Raw genomic sequence first — 25,594 nt, forward strand, 5'->3', positions numbered from 1 at the left:
GCGCCCCGCCATCCTTCCATTCAACGCCCGGTCCATCCAGCCCCGGGCGCGCCCAGGCAACCCGGGTATCATGTCACTGTGATTGTACCAGAATTTCCTCAAACAACACGTCCCTCACCCGCACCGGGGCGGCGGCCGCGTTCACCCGCTGCAGCAATTCCTCGCGCAGGCGGTAAATGCCGGCCGACCCCTTCAGATCGTCCAGCCGCAATTCGCGCAAATAGGTCTGGAAGGTGTCGATGATGCGCGGCGTAGACACGGTCAGCTTGGCCTTGTCCTCTTCCTTATAGATCTCAAGCTGGATTTTCAGCTTGAGGAAGGCGGGGCGGCGTTCATTGGTCTGAAGGTTGATGAGCAGTTCGCCCAGGGGGAAGAAAACCGGGGGCGCCTTGGGATCGAACGCCTCCTCCGCCGCGGCGGGCTTCTCCTCCACCTCTTCCGCCTTCTTCTTGCCGAGCAATCCATCCAGCAGGCCGCTGAAGATCAATCCACCGGCGATGAGCGCGATCAGCAGCAGAGGCACCACCACCCACATGACGATCTTCTTGCCGCTGAACTTCTTTCGCGGCAGTTCCTGCTCGCCCCCACCATCCGTCTCGATGGCCGTCATGCTACCCCGCAACGCTCGTGCACGGGCTCCGTTCGGACTTGCGTCCAGGTAGGGCCCACCGTCCCGCCCCGGTTTAGGGCAGGTTCATATAATCATGAAGGCGTTAACCCTTCCTTTCAACAAAATCGGCGGGGGGCGGCCCGGTGCGGGGGGCGCCCCATCCTTTATCGTTCCACCGGGATGGCGGACCGGGGCCGCGGTGGCCGGTCAGGCCGGCAGGGCCAGCACCCGCTGGGCCGCCGCGATGCCCGTCTCATAGGCGCCGGGCAACCAGCCGGGCCAATTCAGCGAACAAGCCTCGCCGGCGAAGCACAGGCGGTCGCCCACCGGCTCCGACAGGATGCGGCGCGCCTCGGCGTGGCCAGGCTTCGCCGCGGTCATGGACCCCAGGGAATAGGGATCAGCCCCCCAGCGGCTGACATGCCAGGCGGTGGCCTGCCGACGGGTGAGCGATCCGAACACGTCGGCCACGGCGTCGCGCACCAGATCCACCGCCTCCTGGTCGCTGGCCTTTTCCAGTTGACGCGCCAGGTCGCCGCCCACCGTGGCGATGGCCAGTTCCCGGCCGAAGGGCCGCAGGCACAGGTCCAGCACCCGCCCGTCGGCGCGCACCTGGTCCAGGGCGGTGAAGGGGTCGCAATCCAGACTGTCGGGCTTGTAGCCCAGGGCGATGCGGTTGACCAAGCCGGTGGCCAGCCCGTCAAAGGCGGTGCGCACCCCATCGGGTAACGGCGGATCGAACGCCACCCCACCCGACGCCAGGACGGCGATGGGGATGGTGATGATGACGGCGTCGGCGCTGACCACGCCCTTGGGTGTCGTCACGCGCACCCCCGTCCCCGACCAGTCGATGCGGGTGACCGGGGCGGACAGGGTGATCTTCACATCCCGCGCCATGTCCTTGGCCAGGCTGGCGACGGCGGTGCCGATGCCGCGCGGGAACCACAGCGCCGCCTCCGCATCCGGCCGGCGGGCCGCGTCCAGGCTGGACAGGTCCTTCAGTTCCACCCCGAAGTCCAGCGGCCCCACCAGGGCGGTGGCCAACTGCCCCAGGTCGCCGAGGTCCGGCACCAGGTCGGCGGCGGAGCGGTCCATCTGGGCGCGGCCGGCGTCCTTCACCGCCCGTTCCAGCCGGTCGATGGCGTCGGCGGCGGCGGCGGCCGTGTCGGCATCCACCTCTTTGTCCCCGAAGAACAGCAGATCATCGGCGCCGTCATCAGGCACCGACTCCAGGCCGCGCTCATCCACCAGGCGGCGCAGCGGATTGTCCGCCGTCGCCTCCAGCGACGCGCAACCGATATCGTAGGGGAAACCGAACGGACGCGCCTCGGTCCAGGCCCGGCCGCCGACGCGGGCGCGGGCCTCCAACACCGTGACCTCGGCCCCCGCCTGGCGCAAGGCGCCTGCGGCGGCCAGACCGGCGAGACCGGCGCCAATGACCACCACCGTGCGGCCCGGCCGGATGGGGCCAGGGCGGCCGGCCACGGCGCCCGCCAATCCGGGGAGGCCGGCCATCAGGGGCGCAAGCGCCAAGCCGCCGACCAGAGCGCGCCGCGACAGCGCGCCGCCGCCGCTCAAAACCAGCGACCGGCCCAATAACCGGGATGCACCCGACATGTCACGCCTTCCGACTTACCCATATTTGGCGCGGATGATACCGCCGGCCGGATGGCGCTGTCACCGCGCCATCCGGCCGATGTGCCATTTCGTCCTTTTCGGATAATGGCTTCATGGATATTGGCCGGATGGCCGCAACAGGGGCGCCCCCCTCAACCCAGGGCGGACGTCGTCACCGCGCGGTTCTGTTCCCGAGTCTTCTGGAACCGGATCTTGGGATAATCCTCCTGGGCGCGGTTCAGCTGCCAGCCGTTGCGCGCCAGGAACACCAGGGCCCCGTCATGATCCTCCGCCAGGGCGGAGCGGTTGCTGTCCAGGAAGGATTTCAGCACCACCGGATCATCGCATTCGATCCAACGGGCCGAATCATATCCACAGCTCTCGAACTTGGCCTTGATGTCGTATTCGGCGTCGATGCGGGCGGCCAGCACTTCGAACTGCAGCGGACCGACAACGCCCACCACCCAGTCGGCGCCGATCAAGGGCTTGAACACCTGGCTGGCGCCTTCCTCCGCGAAGTGCTCCAGCGCCTTGCGCAGGTGCTTCATCTTCATGGGGTCGTCCAACTTCACGCGCTGCAGCAGTTCCGGCGCGAAGCTGGGCACGCCGGTGTAGCGCAGATCCTCACCCTCGGTCAGCGTGTCGCCGATGCGCAGGGTGCCGTGGTTGGGGATGCCGATGATGTCGCCGGGGTAGGCGTCCTCCGCCAGTTCCCGGTCGCGCGCCAGGAACAGCACGGCGTTGTTCACCGCCAGCAGCTTGCCCGAGCGCATGTGCTTCAGCTTCACGCCCCGGCGGAAATGGCCGGAGCACAGGCGGAAGAAGGCGATGCGGTCGCGGTGGTTGGGGTCCATGTTGGCCTGGACCTTGAACACGAAGCCTGTGACCTTGGGCTCCTCCGGCTGCACGGTGCGGCTGTCGGCTTGCTGCGGCCGGGGCGACGGCGCATAGGCCGCCAGGCCCAGCAATAGCTCGCGCACGCCGAAGTTATTGATGGCGCTGCCAAAGAACACCGGGGTCTGGTGACCTTCGCGATAGGTTTCCAGGTCGAAGGGCGGGCACAGTTCCCGCACCATGGCCACGTCCTCGCGCAGCTTGGCCACCTGGTCGGCGGGCAGCAGCTCATCCAACTTGGGATCGTCCAGGCCATCGCACTGGATGCCCTCGCTGGCGATGTCGCCCTGGCGGCGGTCCAGCAGGACCAGCCGGTCGCGGATCAGGTCATAGCAGCCACGGAAGTCCGGGCCGGAACCGATGGGCCAGGAACCGGGCGTCACCTCCAGCTGCAGGTCGCGCTCCACCTCGTCCATCAGGTCGAAGGGGTCGCGGGCCTCGCGGTCCATCTTGTTGACGAAGGTGATGATGGGCACGTTGCGCAGGCGGCAGACTTCGAACAGCTTGCGGGTCTGGGCCTCGATGCCCTTGGCGGCGTCGATGACCATGACCGCGCTGTCGACGGCCGTCAGCGTGCGGTAGGTGTCTTCGGAAAAGTCTTCGTGGCCCGGCGTGTCCACCAGGTTGAAGGTGCGGTCGGCATAGTCGAAGTTCATCACCGAGGCGGTGACGGAGATGCCGCGCTCGCGCTCCACCTTCATCCAGTCCGACCGGGCGCGCCGCTGCTCGCCGCGCGCCTTCACCGCACCCGCCATCTGGATGGCGCCGCCGAACAGCAGCAGCTTTTCCGTCAGCGTGGTCTTGCCGGCGTCGGGGTGCGCGATGATGGCGAACGTCCGACGGTTATGGACTTCCTGGGGGAGCGCGCTCATGGGACCAAACGTAAGGCTGAAGTCTTAAAAGGCGAAAACGGGGCCGTCCGGTGCTGGACGGCCCCGTCATCAAACGCGGGACTTAATTGGCGGAAGAACGCGGGCGGCGCAAGCCCCCCGTCCCGCCATCGCTCTGCACCCGGGCCGGGCGCGGGCCGTTGCCGTGCTTGCGCGCCCCGTCGCGGGCCGGCTTGGCGCCGTCCAGCGGGTGGAAACCGCCACCGTTGCCGCCGCCGCCGTGACCGGCGCCGTGGGCGCGGGCCGGGCGGTCCTGCCGATGGCCTTCGCCGCGGTGCTGGCCTTCAGGACGGGGGCCGCCAAACTTCTTGAAGCCGCCTTCCGGGCGGTCGCCGCGCTCACCGCGCGGGCCTTCGCCCCGCGGACCGTCGGCGCGGAAACCACCTTCCGGCTTCCGGTCGCCACCAAAGCCGCCCTGCTTGAAGCCACCTTGCTTGAAACCGCCACCGTGGCCGCCGAACGACTTGCGCGGACGGCCACCGGGGGCGCCGCCGGGGCCGCCGGCCGGACGCTTGGGCAGCTCGCGCGGCTCCAGGCCCGGGATGACGTGCTCAACGGCGCGGGTCTGGGTGTAGCCCTCGATGCCGCGCACCAGGCCCCACTCATGACGGGTGTACAGGCTGAAGGCGTTGCCGGTGTTGCCGGCGCGGCCCGTGCGGCCGATGCGGTGCACGTAGTCCTCGGCCTGGCGCGGCAGGTCGAAGTTGATGACGTGGGTCACGTCCGGCACGTCGATGCCGCGGGCGGCCACGTCGGTGGCCACCAGCAGACGGACGCGGCCGTTGCGCAGGGCCTGGACGGTGCGGTTACGTTCCTGCTGGCGCATGTCGCCGTGCAGGGGGGCGGCGGCATAGCCCATTTCCGACAGGCTGTCGGCCAGGCGGTCGGCATCGCGCTTGGTGGCGGCGAAGACGATGCCCTTGTTCATGGACGGGTCGGCCACCAGATGGGCCAGCAGCTTTTCCTTATGCTCCAGGCCGTCGGCCCGCAGGAAGCGCTGCTCGATGGCGCTGACGTTGACGCTGCCGCCGGCGACGTCAACGCGCTCCGGATTCTTCAGCAGGTTGCCGGCCAGGCGCACCATGGCCTTGTCCACCGTGGCGGTGAACAGCAGGGTCTGGCGGTTTTCCGGGCAGGCGTTGGCGATCATTTCCACGGGCTCCAGGAAGCCCATGTCCAGCATGCGGTCGGCCTCGTCCAGCACCAGCATCTCGACGGTGGAGAGATCCAGGCGGCCGCGCTCCAGATGGTCGATCAGGCGGCCAGGGGTGGCGACCACCAGGTCGACCCGGCGGCGGAGCATCTCCAGCTGCTGGCGGTAGGGCATGCCGCCCAGGATGGCCAGGGTGTGGATGCGGCTGTACTTGGAATAGCCGCGGACGGCGTCCATCACCTGGGTCGCCAGCTCACGGGTGGGGGTCAGCACCAGCAGGCGGGGCCCGAAGGTCTGCAGGCCCTCGGCGCTCAGCGGACGCGGGGTGGTGGCCATGCGGTGCAGCGCCGGCAGCACGAAGGCCGCGGTCTTGCCGGTGCCGGTGTTGGCGGACGCGATCAGGTCGCGGCCCTCCAGGGCGACGGGAATGGCGCGCTCTTGGATGGGGGTAGGGTACTGGTAGCCGACCTCTTCCAGCGCCTTGGTCAGGGCGGGGGCCAGGCCCAGGTCGGCAAAGGTGGTGCGGCCGTCGTCGACCATGTCGACCTCGGCGGTTTCCAGGATTTCGGTCTCGATCACTTCATTCTCAGCGGAAACGGGCAAATCCAAGGGACTTTCCTTCACGAAATAAGGCGGCGCCGCGCCCTTCCCGCCCGGGAAAGGCACGCGAACAAACAAGCCGGCACCGCGCCTGCCGATCAAACGGCAGGCCGCACCAGCCAACGAAAGAGCGGCGCAACGTCGGAACGTGTGGAAAGCCGGACCTATCCGGCAATCACAACCCCGAAAGAAGCGGGGCTATGGAAGCGGCGCTGGCGTCGACTCCTGGAACGCGGAGACGACCATAACCATGCGCCAGGGGGCCCCTCGGCCACTCAGGCGAGGCGGACCATACGGGCATGGACCGCAAAAGCCAAGGATTCCGTGATACGCCACAACGCAAAGCAGCGTGGCGCCAGACGCGGGCGCTGTCGGCCGCCCCTCACGTCCACTTAAGATACAGGTCCGCTTAAGATATAGGATGGGCGCTTGACCCTTGCGCCGGCCGGGCCCCGTCGTCCATGGTCCGCCGCCATGAAACGCCGCGCCTCCATCCCCCGACGGCCCGTCCAGCCCGAGTTGCTGCTGGGGCCCTTGCTGCTGGCCCGGGGCGGCCAGGGCGACCGCTGGCGCATCAGTGCCGTGATCGTCACGGACGGCGAGGATGAGCCGCCAGATTTGAAAGTTAGCAGCGTGGGCCTGCCCGTGCCGCCCCGCTGGCTGGGCAAATTGCCCGAAGGCAAGGGCGTCGCCTGGCGTTACGATTTCGCCGTCCCCCGGGGCGTGCAGGACGGCCGCGCCGACTATGGCTTCCTGGACCTGGGCACACCCTGGTCCTTCGCCGTCCCGGGCATGGCGGTGCCGCCGCGCCTGGTGCTGGCGGACGCCGCCGGTGATGCGCCGCCGGGCCCCTCCCCCTGGTCGGCCCTTCTGTCACGCCATCGGATGCAGCCCTTCCACCTCTTTGTCATCACCAGCCTGGTGCCGGCCGATCCATCCATGGGCGGCCTGGCGCCGGGCGGCAGCCTGTCCGGTCCGGCCCAGGCGGAGCGTCGCGCCCTGATGGCCAGCGTGCCCCACCTGGCAGCCTGGACGGGACGCGGCGCGAAAACAGCCAAGGCGGCCGCCGCCCGCGCGTTGCACCGCCTGTTGGCCCTGGGCCTTGGGGTGGAGGACAAGGCGGAGAACGCGTGGGCCGGCGCGAACGACCTAGTGCAGGGCCTGACCCTGAACCGCCTGGGCGTGCTGGCGCTGGACGCCGCCGCCGATCCGGACGCACTGACGGAGCGGCTGGACCGGTTGCGCGGCTGTCGCGCGGCCCTGGTGCTGAGCCGCGGGCCCCGCGCGCCCATCACCGGCTGGCGCGCCCACCTGGCCCGCCTGCGCCCTGGCGCCGACGCCGGCGACACCCTGGGCCGGGCGCTGGACCGTTTCCGCCAGGCCAGCGGCATGACGGTGGTGCATCTGCGCCCCGGCGCGCCGCCCATAACGGACGAGGCCACCCGCCCCCTGCCCACCCTGGCGACGGACGCCCGCTGGTTGGAGGCGCGGTTAGGCACCCAGGGGCTGGACCTGACGACGCAGGAGGCGCGGCCCGTCCCCCTCTCCGCCACCCCCGCCGCCGCCGATACCGATCCCGGCGGCCGGTAGAAATCGCGGGACACCCCCGCGTCCCACGCCCGTTGACCCCAGCGGCGCAATCGGTCCAGCCTGCCACCAATAATCCCCTCCACCAAACCCACCGCGTCAGGCGTCACCGGGCTTTCAAGCCTGAAACCGCCTCACATGCCGGAGTACGCTATGGTCGGCGCGCTTGCCACGCTGGTTGTCTGTCAGCTTATCGGGGAAATCGTGGCCCATGGCCTGCACCTGCCCGTACCAGGCCCGGTGCTGGGCCTGCTGCTGCTGGTCGCCTGGTTCGCCTGGCGCGGCGGCCCCGACAAGACCATGGGCACCACCGCTGACGTGATCCTCAGCAACCTGTCCCTGCTGTTCGTGCCCGCCGCCGTGGGCATCGTGCAGCATGGCCAGCGCTTCATGACCCAGGGGCCGGCCATCGTGGCCGCGCTGGTCGGCAGTTCCGCCCTGACCATCGCCGTCACCGCCTACGCCTTCCTGTGGGCCGACCGGCGCTTTGGCGGCAAGGCGGCCTCACCGGCCAATGAGGCCGATGGCAGCGATCCTTTCGATACCGATACGGATAAGGACAGCGGGAGGGCGTCATGATGAGCCATACGGGCCTGGGCGATATCTGGGTTTATCTGTCGGCCAGTCCGCTGCTGTGGCTGGCGGCGACGCTGGTGGCCTATCTGGTCGGCGTGTGGCTCCATGTCCGCACCAACCGCAACCCCTTCGCCAACCCCGTGGCGCTGGCGTCCCTGTTCCTGGTCATCCTGCTGCTGGTCACCAACACGCCCTATCCCACCTATTTCAATGGGGCGCAGTTCATCCATTTCCTGCTGGGCCCCGCCACCGTGGCCCTGGCCGTGCCGCTGTGGCGCCACAGGGCCGACGTGCGGCGCGGCGCCGTGCCCCTGGCCATCGCCCTGGTCGCGGGCTCCGTCACCGCCGCGGCGTCCGCCGTGTTCATCGCCCATGCGCTGGGGGCCGACCGTCAGACGGTGCTGTCGCTGGCGCCCAAGTCGGTCACCACGCCCATCGCCATGGGCATATCGGAGACCATCGGCGGCATCCCATCGCTGACCGCCGCCATGGTCATGGTGACGGGAATCATCGGCGCCGTGTTCGGCCCGCTGCTGCTGCGCTGGCTGAAGGTGCGGGACGACCGGGCCAAGGGTCTGTCCATGGGCGTGGCGGCCCACGGCGTGGGTACCGCCGTTTCCTACACGCTGAGCCCGCTGGCTGGCAGCTTCGCCGGCATCGCCATGGCGCTGAACGGCCTGATCACCGCCCTGTTGGTCCCCATCCTGCTGGCGCTGCTGCTCTGAGGCCCGTCTCAGGCGCCGGCCTTGCGCAGGATGAACAGCAGGCCGTCCACCGGGCGGCTTTTTTCCCAGCGCGGCGCCACCGGCGCCAAGTGTTCCACCGCCAAGCCAGCGGCGGCGGCAGCGGCCAGCACGTGCTCCTGCGCGTGGGCGTAGCGACGGCTTTCGCGTAAGGCGTAGGGGCCCTCCCCCTCCCAGCGTTCCACCGTGGCGGCCAAGCGCCCGCCCGGCTTCAGCGCCAGGACCGCCGCTTGGAACACAGGCGCCAGGTCCCCCAGATAGACCAGCACATCAGCCGCCAGCACCAGGTCCCAGGCGCCAGGGGCCTCGGCCAGGGCGCCCATAAGGTCGGCGTCCCAGAGCCGGTCGTACAGGCCCCGGGCACGGGCATGCTCCACCATGCGCGGCGACAGGTCGACCCCGGCGAGGTGGCGCGCCAGCGGCTTCACCTCAACACCGCCCAAACCGGTGCCGCACCCCACGTCCAGGATGTCCAGGCCGGCGCCCACGCCCACCGCGTCCAGCGCCTGGCGTAACAGGCGCGGCGCCTGGTAGCGCAGTTTCTGGGTCAGGTCGCTATCGAAACGGTCGGCATAGCGGTCGAACAGCGCCTTGATATAAGTGGGCGTCAGGTCGCCGCCGCCCGCCGCCGCCGCGGCTTCGAGCCCGGCCAGGAGCCGGGCGGCGCCGCCGACATCCTCCGGATCCGCCTCCAGCGCCTGGCGCCAGCGGCGGGCAGCCTTCTCCCCTTCCGCCAGGGCGGCCCAGGCACAGCCTTGCAGCACCAGCGCGGCCGCGCGGGCGGGGTCGGCCGGGTGGGCATGGGCCAATAGGGGTTCGAGCATCTCGGCGGCGGCCAGGGGATCGCCGGCATCCACCAGCACCTGCCCGACCTCGACGCTGCCCTCAAGGTCATGGGGCGCCAGGAAGCGGGCCTCGCGCGCATGGGTCAGCGCCCCGGCCGTATCCCCCTGGGCCAACCGCAGCCGCGCGGCCAGGCGGTGGCTGGCGGCATCATCCGCCCGATCCACCACCAAGCGCGACACCAGGGCCCAGGCACCCTCGACATCGCCGGCATCGGCCAGGCAGCGGGCGCGTTCCAGAACCCAGGCGGGCCGCACCGGTTCGGCCGTCGCCGCAGCCGCGAAATGCTCCGCTGCCTCGACAGGCCGGCCCTGACGGCGCAATAGCGCGCCCAACGCGCCCCGCGCCTCCGCGGCGTCCGGAACCAGGGCGACCGCCTCCATCATCGCCGCTTCCGCCGCGACCGCGTCGCCATGGTGCAGGGCGTCGTAGGCCCAGACCATGCGTTGCTCATAATCAGACAGGGGATCGGACGGCATGGCGGGAATCGACTTTCGGGGTGAAGCGGCGGCGGGCGGCCGGGCACCTCTTATGGCGCCTCCATTCCTGGGGGGCAAGCCATGCCGGTACGCTATTCGTAGGGCAAAAACAGTTCACACGGGGTCAACATGACGCACGCTAAGGGCTTGGAATCCAGGGCAACATGGGGCAAGGTGCCCCCGCTGACAACGCGGCGGCGTGGCATGCCTGCCACACTCCGGTCATATTTTTTATTGACCTGCTGCGTTTTGTCTGCAATTGCTATGCGGCCGATGCATGGATATAGGCCTTACGGACATCCAACGTCGGCAGTTTGACCCATTCGGTTAGGGAGCGGTCACCGCACTGAGTATCGGTGGCCTGACGGAATGACCCGCCCGCCAGCGGGAATGTGCCCCGGGAAACCGGCACAAAACGCCTTGTGGACGTGACGGCATCGGGCCGATACGCCACCGACGATGATGGAGGACTCTCATGCAGATCGCGCGCCGCCAGAGCGACGCCCTTCTAGGCCGGGAGTCAGAATCCGTCTCAGATAGCGCTGTCCGTCCTGCCCTCCGTTCCTTCAAGACCGCCATCGCCGGCTTGGTTATTGGCCTGGGCTTGATGAGCGCCGCCCCCGCTGGCGCCGCGTGCCTGGATCACATCCTGCAGGCGGAGAAAGAGGCCGGCGTGCCGTCCGGTCTGCTGCTGGCTGTGGCCCTGGTGGAAAGCGGGCAGTCGATTTCATCCGAGGCGTATGCCGTCAACGTGAAGGGCACCGCCCATTTCGTGTCGACGCCCACCGCCGCCGCCAAGTACCTGCGCGACCCCAAGGGTAACCTGCGCCAGGATGTGACCGCCGGCTGCATGCAGCTGTCGCTTTCCGATCACAAGGCGGCCTTCCACCCCGTGGAAAAGATCGTCGACCCCAAGGAAAATGTGCAGTACGCGGCCCGCATGCTCGCCCGTCTGCGCGCCACCGCCGGCAGCTGGGCCGCCGCCGTGGCTCGGTACAATGGTGGCAGCGGCAAGACCGCGCACGCCTATGCCTGCAAGGTGCGCAGCAACTTGGTAAGCCTGAATTCCATTAATGCCTCGCTGATCGACGGCAATGGCTGCTCGGATGAGGCGAGCACCGCGGTGACGCCGCGGACCCGCCGGGTTTACCAGAACGCCACCAGCGAGCCGGTGGGCTGACCCTTCCCGACAGCGCCGCTGATGAACCAGGCCGCCCCCGGGCGGCCTGTTGTTTTTCCGGAATGCCGCTGGGATTGCCGCTGACCTCGGTTTGCTGGCATGCTCCCGGCCCATGAACTACCGCCACGCTTTTCACGCCGGAAACCCGGCCGACGTCATGAAGCACGCCATCCTGGCGCTGCTGATGACCCGCCTCACCGCCAAGGCCAATCCGTTCGCCGTGCTGGACACGCACGCCGGCATTGGCCGCTACGACCTGACGGGGGATGAAGCCACCCGCACCGGAGAGGCCGCCCAAGGCATCCAGCGCCTGCTGCAGGCCGCCGATGCCGGTGGCCTGGATGCGGCGACCGCCGCCGCCCTGGCCCCTTACCTGGATGTCGTGCGCGCCGGTGCGGAAGCCGGCCCCGCCATCACCACCTACCCCGGCTCACCCTGCCTAGCGCGCGCCTTCCTGCGCCCGGGGGACCGTCTGGTCCTGGCGGAGTTGCACCCCGAGGACGCGCGGACGCTGAAAGAAGTGTTTCGCGGGGACCGCAAGGTGGCCGTGCATCACATGGATGGATGGACCGCGCTGAAGGCCCACCTTCCGCCCAAGGAGAAGCGCGGCCTGGTGCTGATCGACCCGCCGTTCGAGGCCGCGGATGATTTCGATCGCCTGGTGGCCGGCCTGGCGTTGGCCCATGAGCGCTGGCCCACGGGCATTTACGCCCTGTGGTACCCCATCAAGGACCGCGCCGTCGCCTGGCGCCTGCATCAGCGGCTGGAAGACAGCGGCATTCCCAAGATTCTGGCGGCGGAACTGACCTGGAACGACGACGGCCGGGTGGACCGGCTGAACGGTTCCGGCATGATCCTGGTGAACCCGCCCTGGCAATTGGATGAAACTTTGCAGCAAATGCTGCCCGCCCTGCATCAGGCCCTTGGCTTCACCCAAGGTATCGCCCATGTTGAATGGGTCGCCGGGGAAAGTACCGCCTAAGGGCATAGCCTTTCGGTTAGGTTACCGAACGCGACAGACGTGGACGAGACGGGAAAGAGGATCCTGCGGATGGCGAACGGTCAGCGGCCTTTCATGGCGGAGATACAGCGGCAGCGGCGCGCTCAGGAGCAACCCGGCACCGTTGACTCCCTGTCGCTGTCATCCGCCGCCCTGAATCCGGCGGCTCTGGCGCCCCTGACCCCGGCGCAGGAGATTCGGCTGGACACGTCGGAGGTGATGGAGGCGATCCAGCACCTGGGCCAGAAGCTGGACCGCTTCCTGAACACCGACCATACCCAGATCGAAGCGATCCACGTTGAAATCGCGGACATCGCCGGCCGGATCAAGGCGACCAAACTGGAAATGGCGGCCCTGCGCCACCCGCTGGCCAAGGACGACACCTTCATGGAGGCCAGCCAGCAGCTGACCGCCGTTGTCGCCTCGACCGAGACCGCCACCAACAGCATCATCCAGGCGGCGGAAGAGATCGACGACATCGTCAACGAGGTCCGCTCACAGCTGCCGGAGGGCTATCAGAACTCGCGCCTGAAGGATTTGAACGAAGTCACGCTGCGCATTTTCGAGGCCTGCAACTTCCAGGACCTCACAGGCCAGCGGATCACCAAGGTGGTGCAGGCCCTGAGCTTTATCGAGGAGCGGGTGGAGGCCATGATGTCGGTCTGGAACACCAAGGAGTTCGAGACCATGCCCCTGCCCCCGTCCATCCATAAGCATGATGAGGGCCTGGAACTGCACGGGCCTGTCAAGGATGGCGGCGTAACGATCTCGCAGGCGGATATCGACGCGCTGTTTGATTGATCCCCTGCCCCACCGGCCTGAGGCTTGCCTCACGCCGGTGGACCGGCGCACGGCGGATCTGACGGGAGCCCAAAACGGCAACAGGGGCCCAAGGGGCCCCTGCACCGTATCCCACGCCCATGGACGTCGAGTATTTAGGATGACGCGCCCTAGTTGGTCAGCGTGCCGGCCATGAAGGCCATGCTGCCGAAACCACTGCGCGCAGCGGCCACGGCCACTTGCGTGCGATTCTTCGCGCCCAGCTTCTGCATGACCGCGCGCACGTGAACCTTGACCGTGCCTTCCAACACGCCCAGCTCGCGGGCGATTTCCTTGTTGGAGCAGCCCGCCAGGATCAGGCGGAAAATATCCTGCTGACGTTCCGTCAGGCGGTCAGCCAGCGCGGCCTCGCGACCGGCGGGGGCCTGTCCCATGGCGGGGCCCGACGCGCCCCGCACCCCCGCCAAGGCGGCGGTCAGGGCTTGGCGCGGCATGGCCACGTAATTCTCACCCGACAGGATGAGGGTCAGCGTCCGCTCCAGCACCTCGGTCGGGCCGGTCTTCAGCACATAGGCACGGGCACCGGCGCGGATGGAGGCGATGACCTCATCCCCCTCCTGCACAGCGGACACCGCCACGACAGGCACGGAGCCCAACGCCGATGTCAGCTGGGCGATCGCCTCAACCCGGCTGCCGGACAGGCTGTCCAGGTCCAGCAACACGAGATCGATACCGGGGGCGGACATGGCCTGGGCCAAAGCCTCCTCCACAGTACCCGCCTCAAGCGCCGAAGAGCCAGGGAACTGGCTGGTCAGCATCAGAGCGGCGCCACGACGCACCAGGGCCTGGCCATCCACGACGAGAAAAGTGCGGTGGCGGGGCGAGGCGCCCACACCGGCGATTCCGTTTTCCAAACCATCCTCGGCTAGACTGCTGACAGTCCCGGGAAAACGCGCGGTCATGCTCATCATCTGAAACCCCACGTTTGAGTCCGGCCACTTCCGGCCCAGGCCATCTAAACCGCATCATCTGACATCAGGAACGCGGATGCGCCCCATGATGATCGCCCGTTGGCACCGGCCGCTTTGTAAACCGACCCCAACAGCATCGATGAACGCGTGACCCTGACTGGTTAGCGACATCAACACCATTATGACCATCGGATCACGGCCAAAATGGGGCGCGCCTAACCTTTTTTATCCGGAACCCCATCGCTGCCGAGGTACCCCGACAGATCTCTCCGATTCCCGGTTGGCCAAACGATCCATCTAGCGATGTGACAGACTGTGACCCGTTTTCAGACATGCCGCAACAGAAACATGGCGTTCAGGGTCACTTTCCCATAGGATTGTCGCAATAGAACTGGCGATCTATTACCTGGCGATGGGGCGAATAGGCCGTTAACAGGTTAGCGTCGGCATTTAATGAGTATCGGGGACAATGTTAATAAAATTTTTAATAAACAGTCTCCGGTGGGGGAGACAGCAATCACCATGGGGGAATTGGCAATGACGGCCCGCAGCGTTCTTCTGATCGACCAGGATCAGTTGTTCGGGGCGGCGCTCGGTACATTGCTGGGGGAGGACAGTTTCCAGCTGTTACCGCCCGTGCCCTCGGTCGAAGAAGCAATCCGGGTGCTGCGGGACATGCCAGCGCCGGATTTGATCATGGTCGATCCCTGGGGCATCGATCCACCGCGTGTCGCCAGCGAGTTGCGGCGCCTGCGCGCGGCCGCGCCTCAGCCCCGAATCGCGGTGCTGACCTCGGACACCAGTGACTCGGTGCTGAAGGCCAGCCTGTTCTCCGGCATGGACGGCCATCTGTCCAAATCATCCGGCGTGGCAACCCTGCGCGACGCCCTGGAACTGATCTTGGCCGGCGACGCCGTGTTCCCCCCGCGCGCGACAGCCCTGGTGACCCAGGCGCAGCAGCCGCAGGGCCCCACCCCGGCTGACCTGGTGGCCGCCACCGCGGATCTGTCCCGCCGCGAAATCCAAATCCTGGGCTGCCTGCTGGCGGGCCAATCCAACAAGTCCATCGCCCGCCGGCTGGAGATCACCGAGTCCACGGTGAAGATGCACTTCAAGAACGTGATGCGCAAAATCGGCGCGCAAAACCGCACCCAGGCCGCCGTCTGGGCCATCCAGCGCGGTATTGGGCCCCTGACCTGAGCTTCCTGATCCATCGCGCCCAAAGAAAAGGGGCGCCACCCAGGCCGGGTGGCGCCCCTTTCTTATTTTCAACCGACCGGACAGGCCATGGGACCGATCCAGTGGCGTCCTCATCAAGACGGGGATCGCCGGGCCAGGAGAACTTCATCCCTTGGCCCGGCTGTCACCCGTTCCCCGGTTGGATCAGGGGAAAATGATGACGGCGCGACGGTTGGACGGCTCACGCACACCGTCCGCGGTCGGGACCAGCGGATCGGACTCGCCCTTGCCATCGGTGGCGATGGAAGCACCGACGCCCTTGGACGTCAGGTAAGCCTTCACAGCCTCGGCGCGGCGCATGGAGAGCTTCAGGTTGTAAGCGTCCGAACCGGAGCGGTCGGTGTAGCCCGTGACCTGAATCTTGGTGATGTGGCCGGTGGCAGCGTCCTTGGCGGCGTTGTCCAGAACGGTCTTGGCGTCAGCCGACAGGTCCGTCTTGTCCCAGTCGAAGAACACCGTGAAGTTCCGCGAAATGGACGGAGCCGGCGGCGGGGGCGGCGGGGGCGGCGGGGGCGGAGGCGCGGGCGGGGCCACGGCCGGGGTCGGCTTCGGCGCCGGAGCGGCCGGCGGGGCACCGAAGGTGTAGCGCAGGCCAACCAGCACCGAGTGGTTCTGGTAACCGGCCTTGAAGCGCGGCGCGTTCGACGGCTCGTAAGTCGTCTCCGGCGTGCCCATGAAGCGGTAGCCGACGGTGAAGTCCAGGTTGTCGCTCAGCGCGTACGCGACGCCGGCGGCCAGCTGGTAGGTGAAGGCGGTGGTGGAGGTTTCCACCGACAGGCCCGGCGTGTACAGGTCGCCCACGCCGTCGAACTTGTAGCGGCCGAAACCGATACCGGCGCCGACATACGGACGCAGCGGGCTGTCGACGTTGAACTCGTAATAGGTGGTCGCCATGAACGTCATGGCGGTCACGTCACCAGCGCCGCCGGCGCGGCCCGGGCCACCACCGGTGATGTCGCCGACGGTGCTGCCGCCGTAGCCCACTTCCAGGCCGACGCGGACGCCGTTGCCGAACTTGTAGCCACCCTCGACCAGGCCGGTCGGCGACGTGGTGAAGTCAGCCTTGTCCGTGTAGGCCGAGCCCTTCAGGTCGGTCTTGTCGGCCCAGTTCACACCGGCCTGGGCACCCAGGTAGTAGCCTTCGTTGGTCTGCGCCAGCGCGGTGGCCGGCAGACCGAGCGCGAACACCGCGCACAGTAATGAATGACGGAGTTTCATTCGTCTTTTCTCCTCCTTCTGACCGAGGGCTTAGTTCTTCCCGAAGGAACCCTCAGTTGAATTAAGACTACCCTTTGCGCCAGGACGTGGCGCTTTGATTGTCCCGCCGTGAGGCAGGGTTAGACAACGTCCTGAGTTAATTCAATCCTTCAACGCCGGAGCGGGAGCAACCCAGCCTTGTGAGCTACGCCGTTCGGCCCATCGGGACAGACCGTTAATCGGATGGAATTAAGGTTAAACTGAGGCAGGATTTTTCAAGGGGCGCGGTTTGCATAAGTAGCGGGTGCCCTATCCGCATATCGCATATTGCACGGTCTTAGGGCTTTAGTTAGCCCCAATGTCACCCACGACCATAAAAAGCCGATTCAGCCGCAGCGCGAGCGGCCGCAGCGTCGGTGAAGACTTGCCCTTCCAGCGCCAGGGCGCGCATGTCCACCGCATGGAACGACACGCCCTGGGGATGGACGGTGACCAGCCCCACCGCCTCTTCGTCGATTTCGATGACATAGGCCGGGGGTTCCGGCAGGGCCGGCGGCCGACGCCCGGCCACAGCCCCTTCGGGGGCCCCATGGGAATGGGTGGTCAAAAATTCAAGGCTGCCACCGCCGGCCGGAATAATATCCGTATCCTCGCGGACAGCTGCTGTACTGGGCATAACCCGTTCTCCTTTAATCGGGCGCGCCTCCCGTGGAGGGCGCCGACTTGCAGGCGGGATTAAACAGCCCAGAGCATTACGATTTCCAGCACGCTAAAGGGCATAGCGTTACTTTGTCACCCGGCCCTTAGCCATCGCCCACTTGGCTTGGCCGACCGGGCCCCGTCCGGATAACCGGGCGGGACCCTATGAGCCGTGGCGGTACCCTTAATGCGAGGCGCCGCTGGCGGCGCCGGCGGTATCCTTAACCGCGGTGGGGACGGCGGCGGATGCGGCGGGGGCGACGGCGGGCGTCGGGCCCGTGATGCGGTCGCTGGCCGTGGCCGCGACCATGACCGGCGGCGGAAGGTCGCAGCGCGGCAGTTCGGACACGCGGATCACGGCGTCATTGGTGACGGCCTTCACCACGTCCGCGTCGCTCATCAGCTCGGCCTGGGCCAGGCTGTCGGCATGCTGGGCGCAGTACACGTCGGTGGAAACCGCCGCGATGTGCTGCGACATCTCATTGGCCAGATGGGTGCGCAGGGTGTCCAGCGCGCGGTTGGGATTGCCCTTGGACGTCTTGCGATAGCGCGCGATCAGCGCGTCTTCCCAGGCGATGATCTGGGTCTTGTGCGCCAGCGTGAACTTCTTGTAGCGCACATAGAGGCCTTCGTAGTTGCCGCCCAGCTGCTGGCAGGTCAGGCCGATGACCATCAGGCGGGTGTGGAAGCGGATGGCCTGTTCGGCGTCGAACTCCGCCGGGGAATAGCACGGGCCGGACACCTTGGCCGCCTTGGGGGACGTCTTGGCGGCCTTTTCCGGCGCGGCCTTGCCCTTTTTGGACGTGGCGGCCTTCTTGGCCGGTGTGTTTTCGGCGGCGAAGGCCGGTGCGCCTATGGCCGTCATAGCCAGGGCCAGGGAAAGCAGCGGGGCGGCGAACAAACGGGCACGCGTCATGGCGCGGGGTTCCATCTTCATTGGAAGGTCGGTCATTATCGTGGCGGCGGCGCGGCACATCCCCATGAAGACATCCCCCTGCCCGTCAAGGCCTGGGGGAACGCCCGCGATCAGGCCCCCGCATCCACCACATCTTGTACATTTAGCCCCGCAAGCCCACCATGAGCAAGAGTCGGGGCGCAGCATAGCCCATAAGGGAGGGTTGCGGCCACCAGCGACAGCCTTTTCCACCGTCATACCCCGACAGGATTGAGGAAAAACGCATGCCCCGCATCGGCATCGACCTGGGCGGCACCAAGATCGAGGGCCTGGCCCTGGACGACACCGGGCGGGAATTGGCCCGCCGCCGCATCCCCGCCCCACGCGACGATTATCGCGCCACGATCGAGACCGTGGCGGGGCTGGTGGCCTGGCTGGACGGCGAGATCATGCCGGCCGGCGGCCGCCGAGCCACGAACCGGACCAACACGCAGGCCAGCGTGGGCGTGGGCATTCCGGGCGCGATATCGCCGCTGACCGGGCTGGTGAAGAACGCGAACTCCACCTGGTTGATCGGCCATCCCCTGGATCGTGATCTGGCGGCGCACATCGGCCGGCCGGTGCGCTTGGAAAACGACGCCAACTGCCTGGCCTTGTCCGAGGCCGCCGATGGCGCGGGCGCCGGGTGCCACACCGTCTTCGCCGCCATCCTGGGCACCGGCTGCGGTGGCGGCCTGGTGGTGGAGGGGCGCATTGTCACCGGGCGGCATGCCGCGGCCGGGGAATGGGGACACAGCCCCCTGCCCTGGCCCCAGGCGCCCACGGCATCGGGTGGGGAGGACGAACGCCCCGGCCCGGACTGCTACTGCGGGCGGCGCGGCTGTCTTGAAACCTGGCTATCCGGCCCCGGCCTCGCACAGGACCATGCCCGGGCCACCGGCAACACCCTGCCGGCCATCGAGATCGCCGCCTTGGCCGCGGCGGGCGACGAAGCGGCACGGGCGACACTGGATCGTCATGTCGACCGGTTGGCGCGGGGCCTGGCCGGTGTGGTGAACCTGCTGGACCCGGATGTCATCGTCCTGGGGGGCGGCCTGTCCAACATGGACCATTTGTATCAGCGCTTGCCGCAGCGCCTGGCCGCCTGGTGCTTCTCCCCTGATGTCACCACGCCGATACGGCGGGCACGTCACGGGGACTCCAGTGGCGTGCGTGGCGCGGCCTGGCTTTGGCCCGCCCCGTGCTGACCGGGCCGGCGAACGGTCACGCCCGGCGCGCCAGGACCAGGGTGCCAGCCGCCCCCGCGAACAGCACCAGGGCCAGGATGGCCGCCCACATCGCCGGCGACGCCAGGATCAATACCGCCCCCGCGACGACCAAGCCGGCCGACACCATGTGCAAGCGGGCCTTGGGCGTGAGTCGGGCCGACACCGGACTGGCCGGTCGTGGGGCGGGGCGCGACGGTATGCCACCGCCGCGGCGGTTGCCGCTGGGGCGGCCGGGACGGGAACGGGACGCGGAAGATCGCTTGGTCATGGACCAGGGGCATAACAGCGCCGGCCCCGCCCGACAAGGCCATGGGGCCAATTTTCACCTGAGTCGCCCACCACACGGTGTGGCGGGTCGCGGGGTGGGCCCCGATGACGGGCGGCGGGTGACGGAAACGGCTGTCCGAGCCCGGACCGACCCTAAAAATGCGGCCTTTCCGCCTAGGCCGGCCCGCTGATGGGGGCCTGATCATAGCCCATCGCCAGGGGTATCCGGAGGGTTGTGGGCGAGTCGGAGGTTTAGTTTTTAAAAAAGAGCGACAACCGCAGAATCAGCGCTTGCAGTCCGGGGATTTTCTTTTAAATAAAGGTCAGGACTTGGGTGTCATTGGTTAGCCCTGGCGGACATTCGCAACGGCGACCCGGCACTTCAGTTCAAACGGATTTTCATAAACCTGGCGTCGTCGCCCTTCGGGCGGGAACCCGCATGGCGTGACGTTGGTATTCTTCGTCTTTTTTGCAAAGACATTCGAATACTTCAGGGTTTTGAATATCGCCTTTTAAAGGTGTGGCCCGCCTGTCGTAAAGGAACGGCGGCGACATCAGGGGACGCCATGGCGGCGGACTTCGGTCCGTGTCTCAGGCGCGCCTTGCGCACACCCGTCCGTGACTGCCGGGTCGGCCCCATCGTCGGCTGCCGGCCTTTTGATGATGTGTGACAGACATGACCCAAGAGCCCCTGTGGCAGCCTAGCGACATACAGAGCGAGGAAGGTGCCGTGAAGGAAGCCGATGGCGACGCCCCGAAGCGCCGTGGCCGTATCCCGCAGTCCGCGTGGCCGTCCATCCTGGAACGGTATCGTGCCGGCGCCACCCTGTCGGCCATCGCCCGTGAATTCGACTGCACGCCCAGCGCCATTTCCTACATCGTGCGCAAGGCCGAAACGGCGCAGCCCAGTGAGGGAGGCGAGGCATCCGCCGCTGAGGCCGCACCGGCCCCGAAGGCGGTGAAAGCCCCGAATGCGGAGGCGCCCGCCGCCGACGCTCCGGCCCCGTCGCCCACCCTGCCGCTGGAGCAGCCGGTAGTGGTGGAAGCGCCTGTCGCCGTGCCCCCCGCCGCCCCGGTGGCGATGGCGCCGAGCACGGAGCAGCCGCAGCGCGCGCCGCGCGCCGCCGGTGGCGACCGCCCCGCCCGTGGTGACCGTCATGGCCGCACGCAGGAAGGCCGGGAGCCCCGCGCCGACCGCGAACATCGTGGTGAGGGTGAACAACCCCGTGGTGACCGCTTCGGCGATCGTCAAGCCCGCGGTGAACGGCGCACCCTGACCGGGGCGGCCGTCGCGAACGCCGCGCAAGAGCGCAGCCAGCCGCCGGCGGTCAGCCAGGGGCAGCGCCCCTACGGCGACCGTCAGCCGTCACGCGCCCCGGTCGAGACGGACACCATGGACCAGTTGCTGGATCGCCCCTATGGCGGCGACCGTCCGGTGGGGTCGGAGTATCCGTATCGCCAGCAGCAGCGCAACGCCGCCCGCCTGGAAGCGGCCGAGACGCCCACCGAACCGGCCGACCAGCGTATGACCGCCGCCGCTCAGCGCAGCGCCGAGGCATATACCGCCTGGAAGGCCAACCCTGAGGGTGGCATGCAGGGCCTGACCGACGCGCTGCACGAGCTGCGCAAGGTCATCGCCCGCATGGAGATCGAGATGTCCGCCAGCCGCAAGGAAGAACATGCGGCCCGGCCCATTCCGATCCCCTACCACCGGGCACAGCGCCGTTAAGGGATAGGCCACATCCCTTTTCAGCGCTCAATAAGTGCAAATAGACGACACCCCGCCCAGGGAAACCCGGGCGGGGTGTTTCGTTTAAAGCCAGCACTTGTAAAGGAGGCTGTTTGCCCGGTTTGCGCCCGGCGGACGGTCTCAGCCGCCCATGGCGGCACCGAGGATGACCACCGCGCCGTAGAGGGTGGCGAACAAGCTGGCCAGCGCCAGGAAATCCCGCACCAGCCGGCCGCCGTTGGCGCCGGCCCGCCCCAGCGCGCGGCGACGCAGCAGGGCCGATTTCGGGGCAAAGCCGACACCGTGCATCGTGTCGTGGACCGCAATGTACGCCATTTACCCCTCCACCGTTTGTCTATCGGGGGCCGGCGCTTTAGCGCGCCCAGCCGTTCATGGGTTTAGTGTTGCCGGAACGTTCTGGGAACATCAAGCGGAAATGTTCTTCTCCTGTTCCTTTTTTGGACTCATCAGGAGAACACGCCATCCCTGGGGGCGGAGCGGCGTGGCAACCCCCAGGAATGGAATCCACCCGGCTTAGCGCCCAGCGGCGGCGAACGCCTGCTCATACCGTTCCGGCTTGAAGCCGGCCATCAGCGTGCCGTCGAGGTCCAGAATCGGGCGCTTGATCATGGAGGGCTGGGCCTGCATCAGGGCCACGGCCTTGGCGGCGTCCAGGTCCTGGCGCGCCGCTTCCGGCAACGCGCGAAAAGTGGTTCCGGCACGGTTCAGCACCGTTTCCCATCCCAGCGCGGCGCACCAGGCCTCCAGCCGGGCCTGGTCGATGCCAACGGCCTTATAGTCATGGAAGGCATAGTCGATACCGCGCTGGGCCAGCCAGTCGCGGGCCTTTTTCATCGTGTCGCAATTCTTGATGCCATAGAGGGTGACGGGCACAGGTGGGCCTCCTTGTTTCGCGTGATGACAACCTGGGTTTCCTTTGGCCCAACGGGGCCGCCTCGCCCAACAGCGGCGTTCCCAGGGTGAACCAGGCGCGGCTGATGCGGCCCGCCACCACCTCATAGATGCCGATCACCTCCACCGTGCCGGGCCCCTCCGGGAAAGTGCGGGTCACCACCTCATGGTCGACCACCGTGGCGCCCACCGCCACGCGATGCAGCAGGCGGCCATGCAGGTTGGGCTCCTGGAAGCGCAGGACATGGCGGGCCCGGATCTCCGCCGCCCCACTGGCCAGCAGGGTGTCGGGATGTTGGTAGAGTCGCGCGTCGTCCGCCCAAAAGGCCATGAAGGCATCGATGTCCTTGGCATTGTAGGCGCGGAGTTGCCCGTCCACCACTTGGGCCGGCGACAGGCTAGGGGAGGACGGGGACATGACGGCCGATCCTTCAAAAGGAGATGAGGCCCCCTTTATCGGGCATGCCACAGCCCCGTCGCCGCCCGTATTCGGCATGCCGCCTATTCCCCGCTGGCCCTATTTCCCACTGGGATGAAATTCCGTCTAATGGAGCCGCCAAATAAGAACGGGGGGCCAGCAAGGATGGAAACGGGGATGGCCTGGGTGGAGGCGGCACCGCTGGCGCTGGTGGGGCTTTTGTTCATGGCCACGCTGGCCGTCGGGGTGGAGGTGGGCTATCGCGGCCAACTCTGGCTCTCCGCCCGCAATCAGGGCAAAGGCGCGCCGCCGGACCATATCCTGTCCGCGGTCCTGGGCCTGTTGGCGCTGTTGCTGGGCTTCACTTTTTCCCTGTCGCTCAACCGGTTCGAGGGGCGGCGCGATCTCGTGGTGCGCGAGGCCAACGCCATCGGCACGGTGTGGCTGCGCGCCAACTTGCTGGAAGAACCGGAACGGCAGGAGTTGCGCGAGCTGCTGCGCCGGTATGTCGATATCCGCCTGGCTTGGTCCGACACGGACGGCGCCGACAATGACATCGCGGCCACCAGCGCCCTGCAGGGCCAACTCTGGGCGGTAACTGGTCGGGCAGTGCGCAGCGACTCCTCCCCCCTGCTGGCGCGTGGGCTGATGGACGCCATGAACGATGCCTTCGACCTGGCGGGATCGCGCGCGGCGGCCCGCGCCGCCCACATTCCCGGTCGGGTATTGGGCGTACTGCTGCTGTACGCCGCTTTGTCCATGATCATGCTGGGCTATATGCTGGCGGCGGGCGGGCGCCCCCACCGTCTGGCCACCACCCTACTGGCGGCGCTGCTGTCGCTGGCGGTCGTCGTCATCCTTGACCTGGACCGCCCGCGCGATGGCGCCATCCAGGTGTCGCAACAGCCGTTGCTCGACCTGAAATCGGAAATGCGCTGATTCCCCCCAATTCTGACCCCCGGGCCCTGCCCCTTAGCCCGGGTCGTCCAGCCAACCGGCCGCGCGCACGGTGGCGACGCTGGCCCGGGCGACCGGCGCCTCGATACCGTTGGAGAGGCGCAGGCGAAGATTGCGGCCATCCCGCACCACGGTTGAGACGGCATGCCGCGCCACCCACCACGACCGATGGACCCTCAGCCCTGGCACCGCGTCCAGTTCCGCCACCGCCTGATGCAGGGGGATCAACACCAGGGCGGAGCCTTGGGGCGTGTGGGCCCGGACGTAATGATCCTCCATCTGCAGGGCGAGGAGGTCCCGGCCCAGGGCGGACGGAAGCCGGTTCAGGAACCGGCCGGTGATCGGGGCCGCGACCGGCTGGGTCTCCACCGCCGCTCCCGCGGATGGCGGCCGCCTCTGCGACGCCCGGCGCAGATGCCCCCCCAGCACGCCATACCCCACGGCGCAGCACAGCGACATCAGCAAGGTCTGGCCGTACCATAGTGGCCAGCCGATGCGGCTGATGGGCCCGGGCCAGAGGGCCTGCGCCAGCAGCCGGCACAGCATCGCCAGCGGCACCGCGGCCAGGACCGTCGCCAGCGCCACCAAGGCCGCGGCGCGCGCGAGCGACCATGTCCGCGACCACAGGAAGGCGAAACGCAGCGCCACGCCCAGCAAGCCGGTGCCCAGCCACAGGGCCACCACCCAATAGCCGACGAGAATCGCCAAGGAGTCGTTGTAGAAACTGCCGAACGGGCCCACCAGGCCGACCACCACCCCCAGGAAGGTGGCGGCGGCGAAGGCCCGTATCCAGGTGCGGCGGTCGCCCAGCACGCCCTCTTCCATCATCCCGGCGCGCGGTGGCGCATCCCCCCTGTCCATGCCCTGCCCCAAACCCTAATACCCCACCAAGGCTTCATAACATGGTTGGCGGTCCCGCCGCGACGGGAGGGGCTGTCTCTTGCCCGCTCGCCCAGTGCCGAACCCGGTCGCCCATTGGCGCATCGGGAGCGGATTTGCTTGGAAAAACATCCGACAAAATCGGAGTGCCCATCCCTTGTGACGGGCGTCATCCACCGGATCCCCCTCATGCTGAAGACATCCGCCGCTCGCTTGATCACCCGTGCCCTGATCACCCTCGCCCTGGCCGGAACGGCCCTGTCGTCCTCGCCCGCATCCGCCGCCGTGGGCTTTCGCTGGCTGTCCATGCCGGACGGCGCGGCCACCCCGGTGGAGGTGGCGGTATGGTATCCGACCGACGCCCCGGCCCAGCCCACGCCGGTGGGACCGCTGACCGAAACCGTGGCCCTGAACGCGCCCGTGGCTGGCCGGCACCTGCCCCTGGTCGTCATGTCCCACGGCAATGGCGGCACCGCCACCGGCCATGCCGACACGGCAGAGGCGCTGGCGGAGGCGGGGTTCATTGTCGCCGCCTTGACCCATACCGGCGACAACGTGAACGACCATAGCCGCGCCACCGACCTGGGCAACCGTCCGCGCCAGTTGAGCCTGCTGATCACCTACATGACCACCACCTGGGGCGACGCCATCGACCCGGCGCGCGTCGGCGCCTTTGGCTTTTCCGCCGGCGGCTATACCGTCCTGGCGGCGGCGGGCGGCCATGCCGATCTGGCCAGGATTGGCCCCCACTGCGCCGCGCATCCCGATTTCTTCGACTGCCAACTGATCATGGCCAACGTCCAGGGGGGCGTCGTTCCGGCCGCGGCGCGCCTGTCGGAACGCCCGGCCGATGCCCGCATCCGCGCCGTGGTCGCGGCCGCCCCGGCCCTGGGCTTCGCCTTCACGGCGGACGGATTGAAAGCGGTGCGGGTGCCGGTGCAGCTCTGGCGGGCGGAGGATGACGAAATCCTGCCGCATCCCTTTTACGCCGAGGCGGTGCGGCAGGCCCTGCCCCAACCGCCGGAAAACCATGTCGTGCCACACGCCCGGCATTTCGATTTCCTGGCGCCGTGCTCCGCCATCCTGGAAAAGGCCGCCCCGCGCATCTGTGAAAGCGAGGATGGCTTCGACCGCGCCACCTTCCACCAGCGCTTCAACAGGGACGTGGTGGCCTTCTTCCAGAAAACGCTGTGACGCCGGTCAGGAGTGCC

25 protein-coding genes are annotated in these 25,594 nt (G+C 67.9%); 11 read left to right on the top strand and 14 right to left on the bottom strand.

Going from position 1 to position 25,594, the window contains the following annotated elements; all coding sequences use genetic code 11:
- Positions 1 to 73: 73 nt before the first annotated feature.
- The 4 genes from FBZ90_RS16515 to FBZ90_RS16530 all read right to left on the bottom strand — a co-directional run bounded on the left by FBZ90_RS16515 (position 74) and on the right by FBZ90_RS16530 (position 5,773).
- Positions 74 to 610 carry a flagellar basal body-associated FliL family protein gene (locus FBZ90_RS16515; RefSeq protein WP_145733770.1) on the bottom strand — a complete coding sequence of 179 codons (537 nt, stop codon included), beginning with the start codon at positions 608 to 610 and terminating at the stop codon, positions 74 to 76.
- A 207-nt stretch (positions 611 to 817) separates the two neighbouring features.
- Positions 818 to 2,227, bottom strand: a complete 1,410-nt coding sequence (locus FBZ90_RS16520) for a flavin monoamine oxidase family protein (RefSeq protein ID WP_145733771.1) — start codon at positions 2,225 to 2,227, stop codon at positions 818 to 820.
- Between the two features lie 152 nt (positions 2,228 to 2,379).
- Positions 2,380 to 3,993, bottom strand: coding sequence for a peptide chain release factor 3 (locus FBZ90_RS16525; protein ID WP_088871275.1), 1,614 nt, complete (start codon positions 3,991 to 3,993; stop codon positions 2,380 to 2,382).
- Between the two features lie 82 nt (positions 3,994 to 4,075).
- Positions 4,076 to 5,773 (bottom strand): DEAD/DEAH box helicase, encoded by a 1,698-nt coding sequence (locus tag FBZ90_RS16530; RefSeq protein WP_246130458.1) that lies wholly within the window; start codon positions 5,771 to 5,773, stop codon positions 4,076 to 4,078.
- Between the two features lie 465 nt (positions 5,774 to 6,238).
- On the opposite strand from FBZ90_RS16530, the gene FBZ90_RS16535 reads away from it, so the two are divergent.
- The 3 genes from FBZ90_RS16535 (at position 6,239) to FBZ90_RS16545 (ending at position 8,652) form a co-directional block, all read left to right on the top strand.
- Positions 6,239 to 7,354 carry a hypothetical protein gene (locus FBZ90_RS16535; RefSeq protein ID WP_145733772.1) on the top strand — a complete coding sequence of 372 codons (1,116 nt, stop codon included), beginning with the start codon at positions 6,239 to 6,241 and terminating at the stop codon, positions 7,352 to 7,354.
- Between the two features lie 150 nt (positions 7,355 to 7,504).
- Positions 7,505 to 7,930: a CidA/LrgA family protein gene (locus FBZ90_RS16540; protein WP_145733773.1), complete on the top strand. Its 426-nt coding sequence runs from the start codon at positions 7,505 to 7,507 to the stop codon at positions 7,928 to 7,930.
- On the top strand, positions 7,927 to 8,652 hold the full coding sequence (locus FBZ90_RS16545; RefSeq protein ID WP_145733774.1) for an LrgB family protein: 726 nt from the start codon (positions 7,927 to 7,929) through the stop codon (positions 8,650 to 8,652). The genes FBZ90_RS16540 and FBZ90_RS16545 overlap by 4 nt, the downstream gene beginning before the upstream one ends.
- A gap of 8 nt (positions 8,653 to 8,660) precedes the next feature.
- Here the strand turns inward: FBZ90_RS16545 and FBZ90_RS16550 are convergent, their stop codons facing one another.
- Positions 8,661 to 9,992 carry a methyltransferase gene (locus FBZ90_RS16550; protein ID WP_145733775.1) on the bottom strand — a complete coding sequence of 444 codons (1,332 nt, stop codon included), beginning with the start codon at positions 9,990 to 9,992 and terminating at the stop codon, positions 8,661 to 8,663.
- Positions 9,993 to 10,467: 475 nt separating this feature from the next.
- On the opposite strand from FBZ90_RS16550, the gene FBZ90_RS16555 reads away from it, so the two are divergent.
- The 3 genes from FBZ90_RS16555 (at position 10,468) to FBZ90_RS16565 (ending at position 12,973) form a co-directional block, all read left to right on the top strand.
- Positions 10,468 to 11,172 (top strand): transglycosylase SLT domain-containing protein, encoded by a 705-nt coding sequence (locus FBZ90_RS16555; RefSeq protein ID WP_145733776.1) that lies wholly within the window; start codon positions 10,468 to 10,470, stop codon positions 11,170 to 11,172.
- 112 nt (positions 11,173 to 11,284) lie between these two features.
- Complete coding sequence (locus FBZ90_RS16560) at positions 11,285 to 12,154, top strand: 23S rRNA (adenine(2030)-N(6))-methyltransferase RlmJ (protein WP_145733777.1); 870 nt, start codon at positions 11,285 to 11,287, stop codon at positions 12,152 to 12,154.
- Positions 12,155 to 12,223: 69 nt separating this feature from the next.
- The gene (locus FBZ90_RS16565; protein WP_145733778.1) at positions 12,224 to 12,973 is read left to right on the top strand and encodes a protein phosphatase CheZ; all 750 of its coding nucleotides are present in this window, start codon (positions 12,224 to 12,226) and stop codon (positions 12,971 to 12,973) included.
- Positions 12,974 to 13,122: 149 nt separating this feature from the next.
- Here the strand turns inward: FBZ90_RS16565 and FBZ90_RS16570 are convergent, their stop codons facing one another.
- Complete coding sequence (locus FBZ90_RS16570; RefSeq protein ID WP_145733779.1) at positions 13,123 to 13,914, bottom strand: response regulator transcription factor; 792 nt, start codon at positions 13,912 to 13,914, stop codon at positions 13,123 to 13,125.
- Between the two features lie 546 nt (positions 13,915 to 14,460).
- On the opposite strand from FBZ90_RS16570, the gene FBZ90_RS16575 reads away from it, so the two are divergent.
- Positions 14,461 to 15,123 (top strand): LuxR C-terminal-related transcriptional regulator, encoded by a 663-nt coding sequence (locus tag FBZ90_RS16575; RefSeq protein WP_186455851.1) that lies wholly within the window; start codon positions 14,461 to 14,463, stop codon positions 15,121 to 15,123.
- 183 nt (positions 15,124 to 15,306) lie between these two features.
- Here FBZ90_RS16575 and FBZ90_RS16580 read toward each other — a convergent pair whose 3' ends face one another.
- The 3 genes from FBZ90_RS16580 to FBZ90_RS16590 form a co-directional block, all read right to left on the bottom strand.
- Entirely contained in the window at positions 15,307 to 16,380 is a 1,074-nt protein-coding gene (locus FBZ90_RS16580) for an OmpA family protein (RefSeq protein ID WP_145733781.1), read from the bottom strand.
- Positions 16,381 to 16,720: 340 nt separating this feature from the next.
- On the bottom strand, positions 16,721 to 17,035 hold the full coding sequence (locus tag FBZ90_RS16585) for a hypothetical protein (RefSeq protein ID WP_145733782.1): 315 nt from the start codon (positions 17,033 to 17,035) through the stop codon (positions 16,721 to 16,723).
- 207 nt (positions 17,036 to 17,242) lie between these two features.
- Positions 17,243 to 17,974: a hypothetical protein gene (locus FBZ90_RS16590; RefSeq protein WP_145733783.1), complete on the bottom strand. Its 732-nt coding sequence runs from the start codon at positions 17,972 to 17,974 to the stop codon at positions 17,243 to 17,245.
- 263 nt (positions 17,975 to 18,237) lie between these two features.
- Here FBZ90_RS16590 and FBZ90_RS16595 point away from each other — a divergent pair, with 263 nt between their 5' ends.
- Positions 18,238 to 19,200 carry an ROK family protein gene (locus FBZ90_RS16595; protein WP_145733784.1) on the top strand — a complete coding sequence of 321 codons (963 nt, stop codon included), beginning with the start codon at positions 18,238 to 18,240 and terminating at the stop codon, positions 19,198 to 19,200.
- 16 nt (positions 19,201 to 19,216) lie between these two features.
- Here the strand turns inward: FBZ90_RS16595 and FBZ90_RS27885 are convergent, their stop codons facing one another.
- Positions 19,217 to 19,384, bottom strand: coding sequence for a hypothetical protein (locus FBZ90_RS27885; protein WP_186455852.1), 168 nt, complete (start codon positions 19,382 to 19,384; stop codon positions 19,217 to 19,219).
- Between the two features lie 780 nt (positions 19,385 to 20,164).
- Here FBZ90_RS27885 and FBZ90_RS16600 point away from each other — a divergent pair.
- Positions 20,165 to 21,217 carry a hypothetical protein gene (locus tag FBZ90_RS16600; protein ID WP_145733785.1) on the top strand — a complete coding sequence of 351 codons (1,053 nt, stop codon included), beginning with the start codon at positions 20,165 to 20,167 and terminating at the stop codon, positions 21,215 to 21,217.
- Positions 21,218 to 21,358: 141 nt separating this feature from the next.
- Here the strand turns inward: FBZ90_RS16600 and FBZ90_RS16605 are convergent, their stop codons facing one another.
- The 3 genes from FBZ90_RS16605 to FBZ90_RS16615 form a co-directional block, all read right to left on the bottom strand.
- On the bottom strand, positions 21,359 to 21,553 hold the full coding sequence (locus FBZ90_RS16605; protein WP_145733786.1) for a hypothetical protein: 195 nt from the start codon (positions 21,551 to 21,553) through the stop codon (positions 21,359 to 21,361).
- Between the two features lie 198 nt (positions 21,554 to 21,751).
- On the bottom strand, positions 21,752 to 22,072 hold the full coding sequence (locus tag FBZ90_RS16610) for an arsenate reductase (RefSeq protein WP_211102123.1): 321 nt from the start codon (positions 22,070 to 22,072) through the stop codon (positions 21,752 to 21,754).
- A complete protein-coding gene (locus FBZ90_RS16615) occupies positions 22,017 to 22,547 on the bottom strand; it encodes a nuclear transport factor 2 family protein (RefSeq protein ID WP_145733788.1) in 531 nt (176 codons plus the stop codon). Before FBZ90_RS16615 ends, FBZ90_RS16610 begins: the two co-directional genes overlap by 56 nt.
- Positions 22,548 to 22,712: 165 nt before the next feature.
- Between FBZ90_RS16615 and FBZ90_RS16620 the strand changes: the two genes are divergently transcribed.
- The gene (locus tag FBZ90_RS16620; protein ID WP_186455853.1) at positions 22,713 to 23,486 is read left to right on the top strand and encodes a bestrophin-like domain; all 774 of its coding nucleotides are present in this window, start codon (positions 22,713 to 22,715) and stop codon (positions 23,484 to 23,486) included.
- A 33-nt stretch (positions 23,487 to 23,519) separates the two neighbouring features.
- On the opposite strand, the gene FBZ90_RS16625 is transcribed toward FBZ90_RS16620, so the two are convergent.
- Complete coding sequence (locus FBZ90_RS16625) at positions 23,520 to 24,365, bottom strand: LytTR family DNA-binding domain-containing protein (protein WP_145733790.1); 846 nt, start codon at positions 24,363 to 24,365, stop codon at positions 23,520 to 23,522.
- 207 nt (positions 24,366 to 24,572) lie between these two features.
- Here FBZ90_RS16625 and FBZ90_RS16630 point away from each other — a divergent pair, with 207 nt between their 5' ends.
- Positions 24,573 to 25,577: an alpha/beta hydrolase family protein gene (locus FBZ90_RS16630; RefSeq protein WP_145733791.1), complete on the top strand. Its 1,005-nt coding sequence runs from the start codon at positions 24,573 to 24,575 to the stop codon at positions 25,575 to 25,577.
- The last annotated feature ends 17 nt before the right edge of the window (positions 25,578 to 25,594 follow it).

The sequence above is a fragment of the Nitrospirillum pindoramense genome (assembly GCF_007827955.1).
Lineage (GTDB): Bacteria > Pseudomonadota > Alphaproteobacteria > Azospirillales > Azospirillaceae > Nitrospirillum > Nitrospirillum amazonense_B.

What these genes read in the sequence shown, in the direction of transcription:
- FBZ90_RS16515 (WP_145733770.1), bottom strand. Translation starts at nt 610, where the DNA reads ATGACGGCCATCGAGACGGATGGTGGGGGCGAGCAGGAACTGCCGCGA.
- FBZ90_RS16520 (WP_145733771.1), bottom strand. Translation starts at nt 2,227, where the DNA reads ATGTCGGGTGCATCCCGGTTATTGGGCCGGTCGCTGGTTTTGAGCGGC.
- FBZ90_RS16525 (WP_088871275.1), bottom strand. Translation starts at nt 3,993, where the DNA reads ATGAGCGCGCTCCCCCAGGAAGTCCATAACCGTCGGACGTTCGCCATC.
- FBZ90_RS16535 (WP_145733772.1), top strand. Translation starts at nt 6,239, where the DNA reads ATGAAACGCCGCGCCTCCATCCCCCGACGGCCCGTCCAGCCCGAGTTG.
- FBZ90_RS16540 (WP_145733773.1), top strand. Translation starts at nt 7,505, where the DNA reads ATGGTCGGCGCGCTTGCCACGCTGGTTGTCTGTCAGCTTATCGGGGAA.
- FBZ90_RS16545 (WP_145733774.1), top strand. Translation starts at nt 7,927, where the DNA reads ATGATGAGCCATACGGGCCTGGGCGATATCTGGGTTTATCTGTCGGCC.
- FBZ90_RS16550 (WP_145733775.1), bottom strand. Translation starts at nt 9,992, where the DNA reads ATGCCGTCCGATCCCCTGTCTGATTATGAGCAACGCATGGTCTGGGCC.
- FBZ90_RS16555 (WP_145733776.1), top strand. Translation starts at nt 10,468, where the DNA reads ATGCAGATCGCGCGCCGCCAGAGCGACGCCCTTCTAGGCCGGGAGTCA.
- FBZ90_RS16560 (WP_145733777.1), top strand. Translation starts at nt 11,285, where the DNA reads ATGAACTACCGCCACGCTTTTCACGCCGGAAACCCGGCCGACGTCATG.
- FBZ90_RS16565 (WP_145733778.1), top strand. Translation starts at nt 12,224, where the DNA reads ATGGCGAACGGTCAGCGGCCTTTCATGGCGGAGATACAGCGGCAGCGG.
- FBZ90_RS16570 (WP_145733779.1), bottom strand. Translation starts at nt 13,914, where the DNA reads ATGACCGCGCGTTTTCCCGGGACTGTCAGCAGTCTAGCCGAGGATGGT.
- FBZ90_RS16575 (WP_186455851.1), top strand. Translation starts at nt 14,461, where the DNA reads ATGACGGCCCGCAGCGTTCTTCTGATCGACCAGGATCAGTTGTTCGGG.
- FBZ90_RS16580 (WP_145733781.1), bottom strand. Translation starts at nt 16,380, where the DNA reads ATGAAACTCCGTCATTCATTACTGTGCGCGGTGTTCGCGCTCGGTCTG.
- FBZ90_RS16585 (WP_145733782.1), bottom strand. Translation starts at nt 17,035, where the DNA reads ATGCCCAGTACAGCAGCTGTCCGCGAGGATACGGATATTATTCCGGCC.
- FBZ90_RS16590 (WP_145733783.1), bottom strand. Translation starts at nt 17,974, where the DNA reads ATGACGCGTGCCCGTTTGTTCGCCGCCCCGCTGCTTTCCCTGGCCCTG.
- FBZ90_RS16595 (WP_145733784.1), top strand. Translation starts at nt 18,238, where the DNA reads ATGCCCCGCATCGGCATCGACCTGGGCGGCACCAAGATCGAGGGCCTG.
- FBZ90_RS16600 (WP_145733785.1), top strand. Translation starts at nt 20,165, where the DNA reads ATGACCCAAGAGCCCCTGTGGCAGCCTAGCGACATACAGAGCGAGGAA.
- FBZ90_RS16605 (WP_145733786.1), bottom strand. Translation starts at nt 21,553, where the DNA reads ATGGCGTACATTGCGGTCCACGACACGATGCACGGTGTCGGCTTTGCC.
- FBZ90_RS16610 (WP_211102123.1), bottom strand. Translation starts at nt 22,072, where the DNA reads ATGAAAAAGGCCCGCGACTGGCTGGCCCAGCGCGGTATCGACTATGCC.
- FBZ90_RS16615 (WP_145733788.1), bottom strand. Translation starts at nt 22,547, where the DNA reads ATGTCCCCGTCCTCCCCTAGCCTGTCGCCGGCCCAAGTGGTGGACGGG.
- FBZ90_RS16620 (WP_186455853.1), top strand. Translation starts at nt 22,713, where the DNA reads ATGGAAACGGGGATGGCCTGGGTGGAGGCGGCACCGCTGGCGCTGGTG.
- FBZ90_RS16625 (WP_145733790.1), bottom strand. Translation starts at nt 24,365, where the DNA reads ATGGACAGGGGGGATGCGCCACCGCGCGCCGGGATGATGGAAGAGGGC.
- FBZ90_RS16630 (WP_145733791.1), top strand. Translation starts at nt 24,573, where the DNA reads ATGCTGAAGACATCCGCCGCTCGCTTGATCACCCGTGCCCTGATCACC.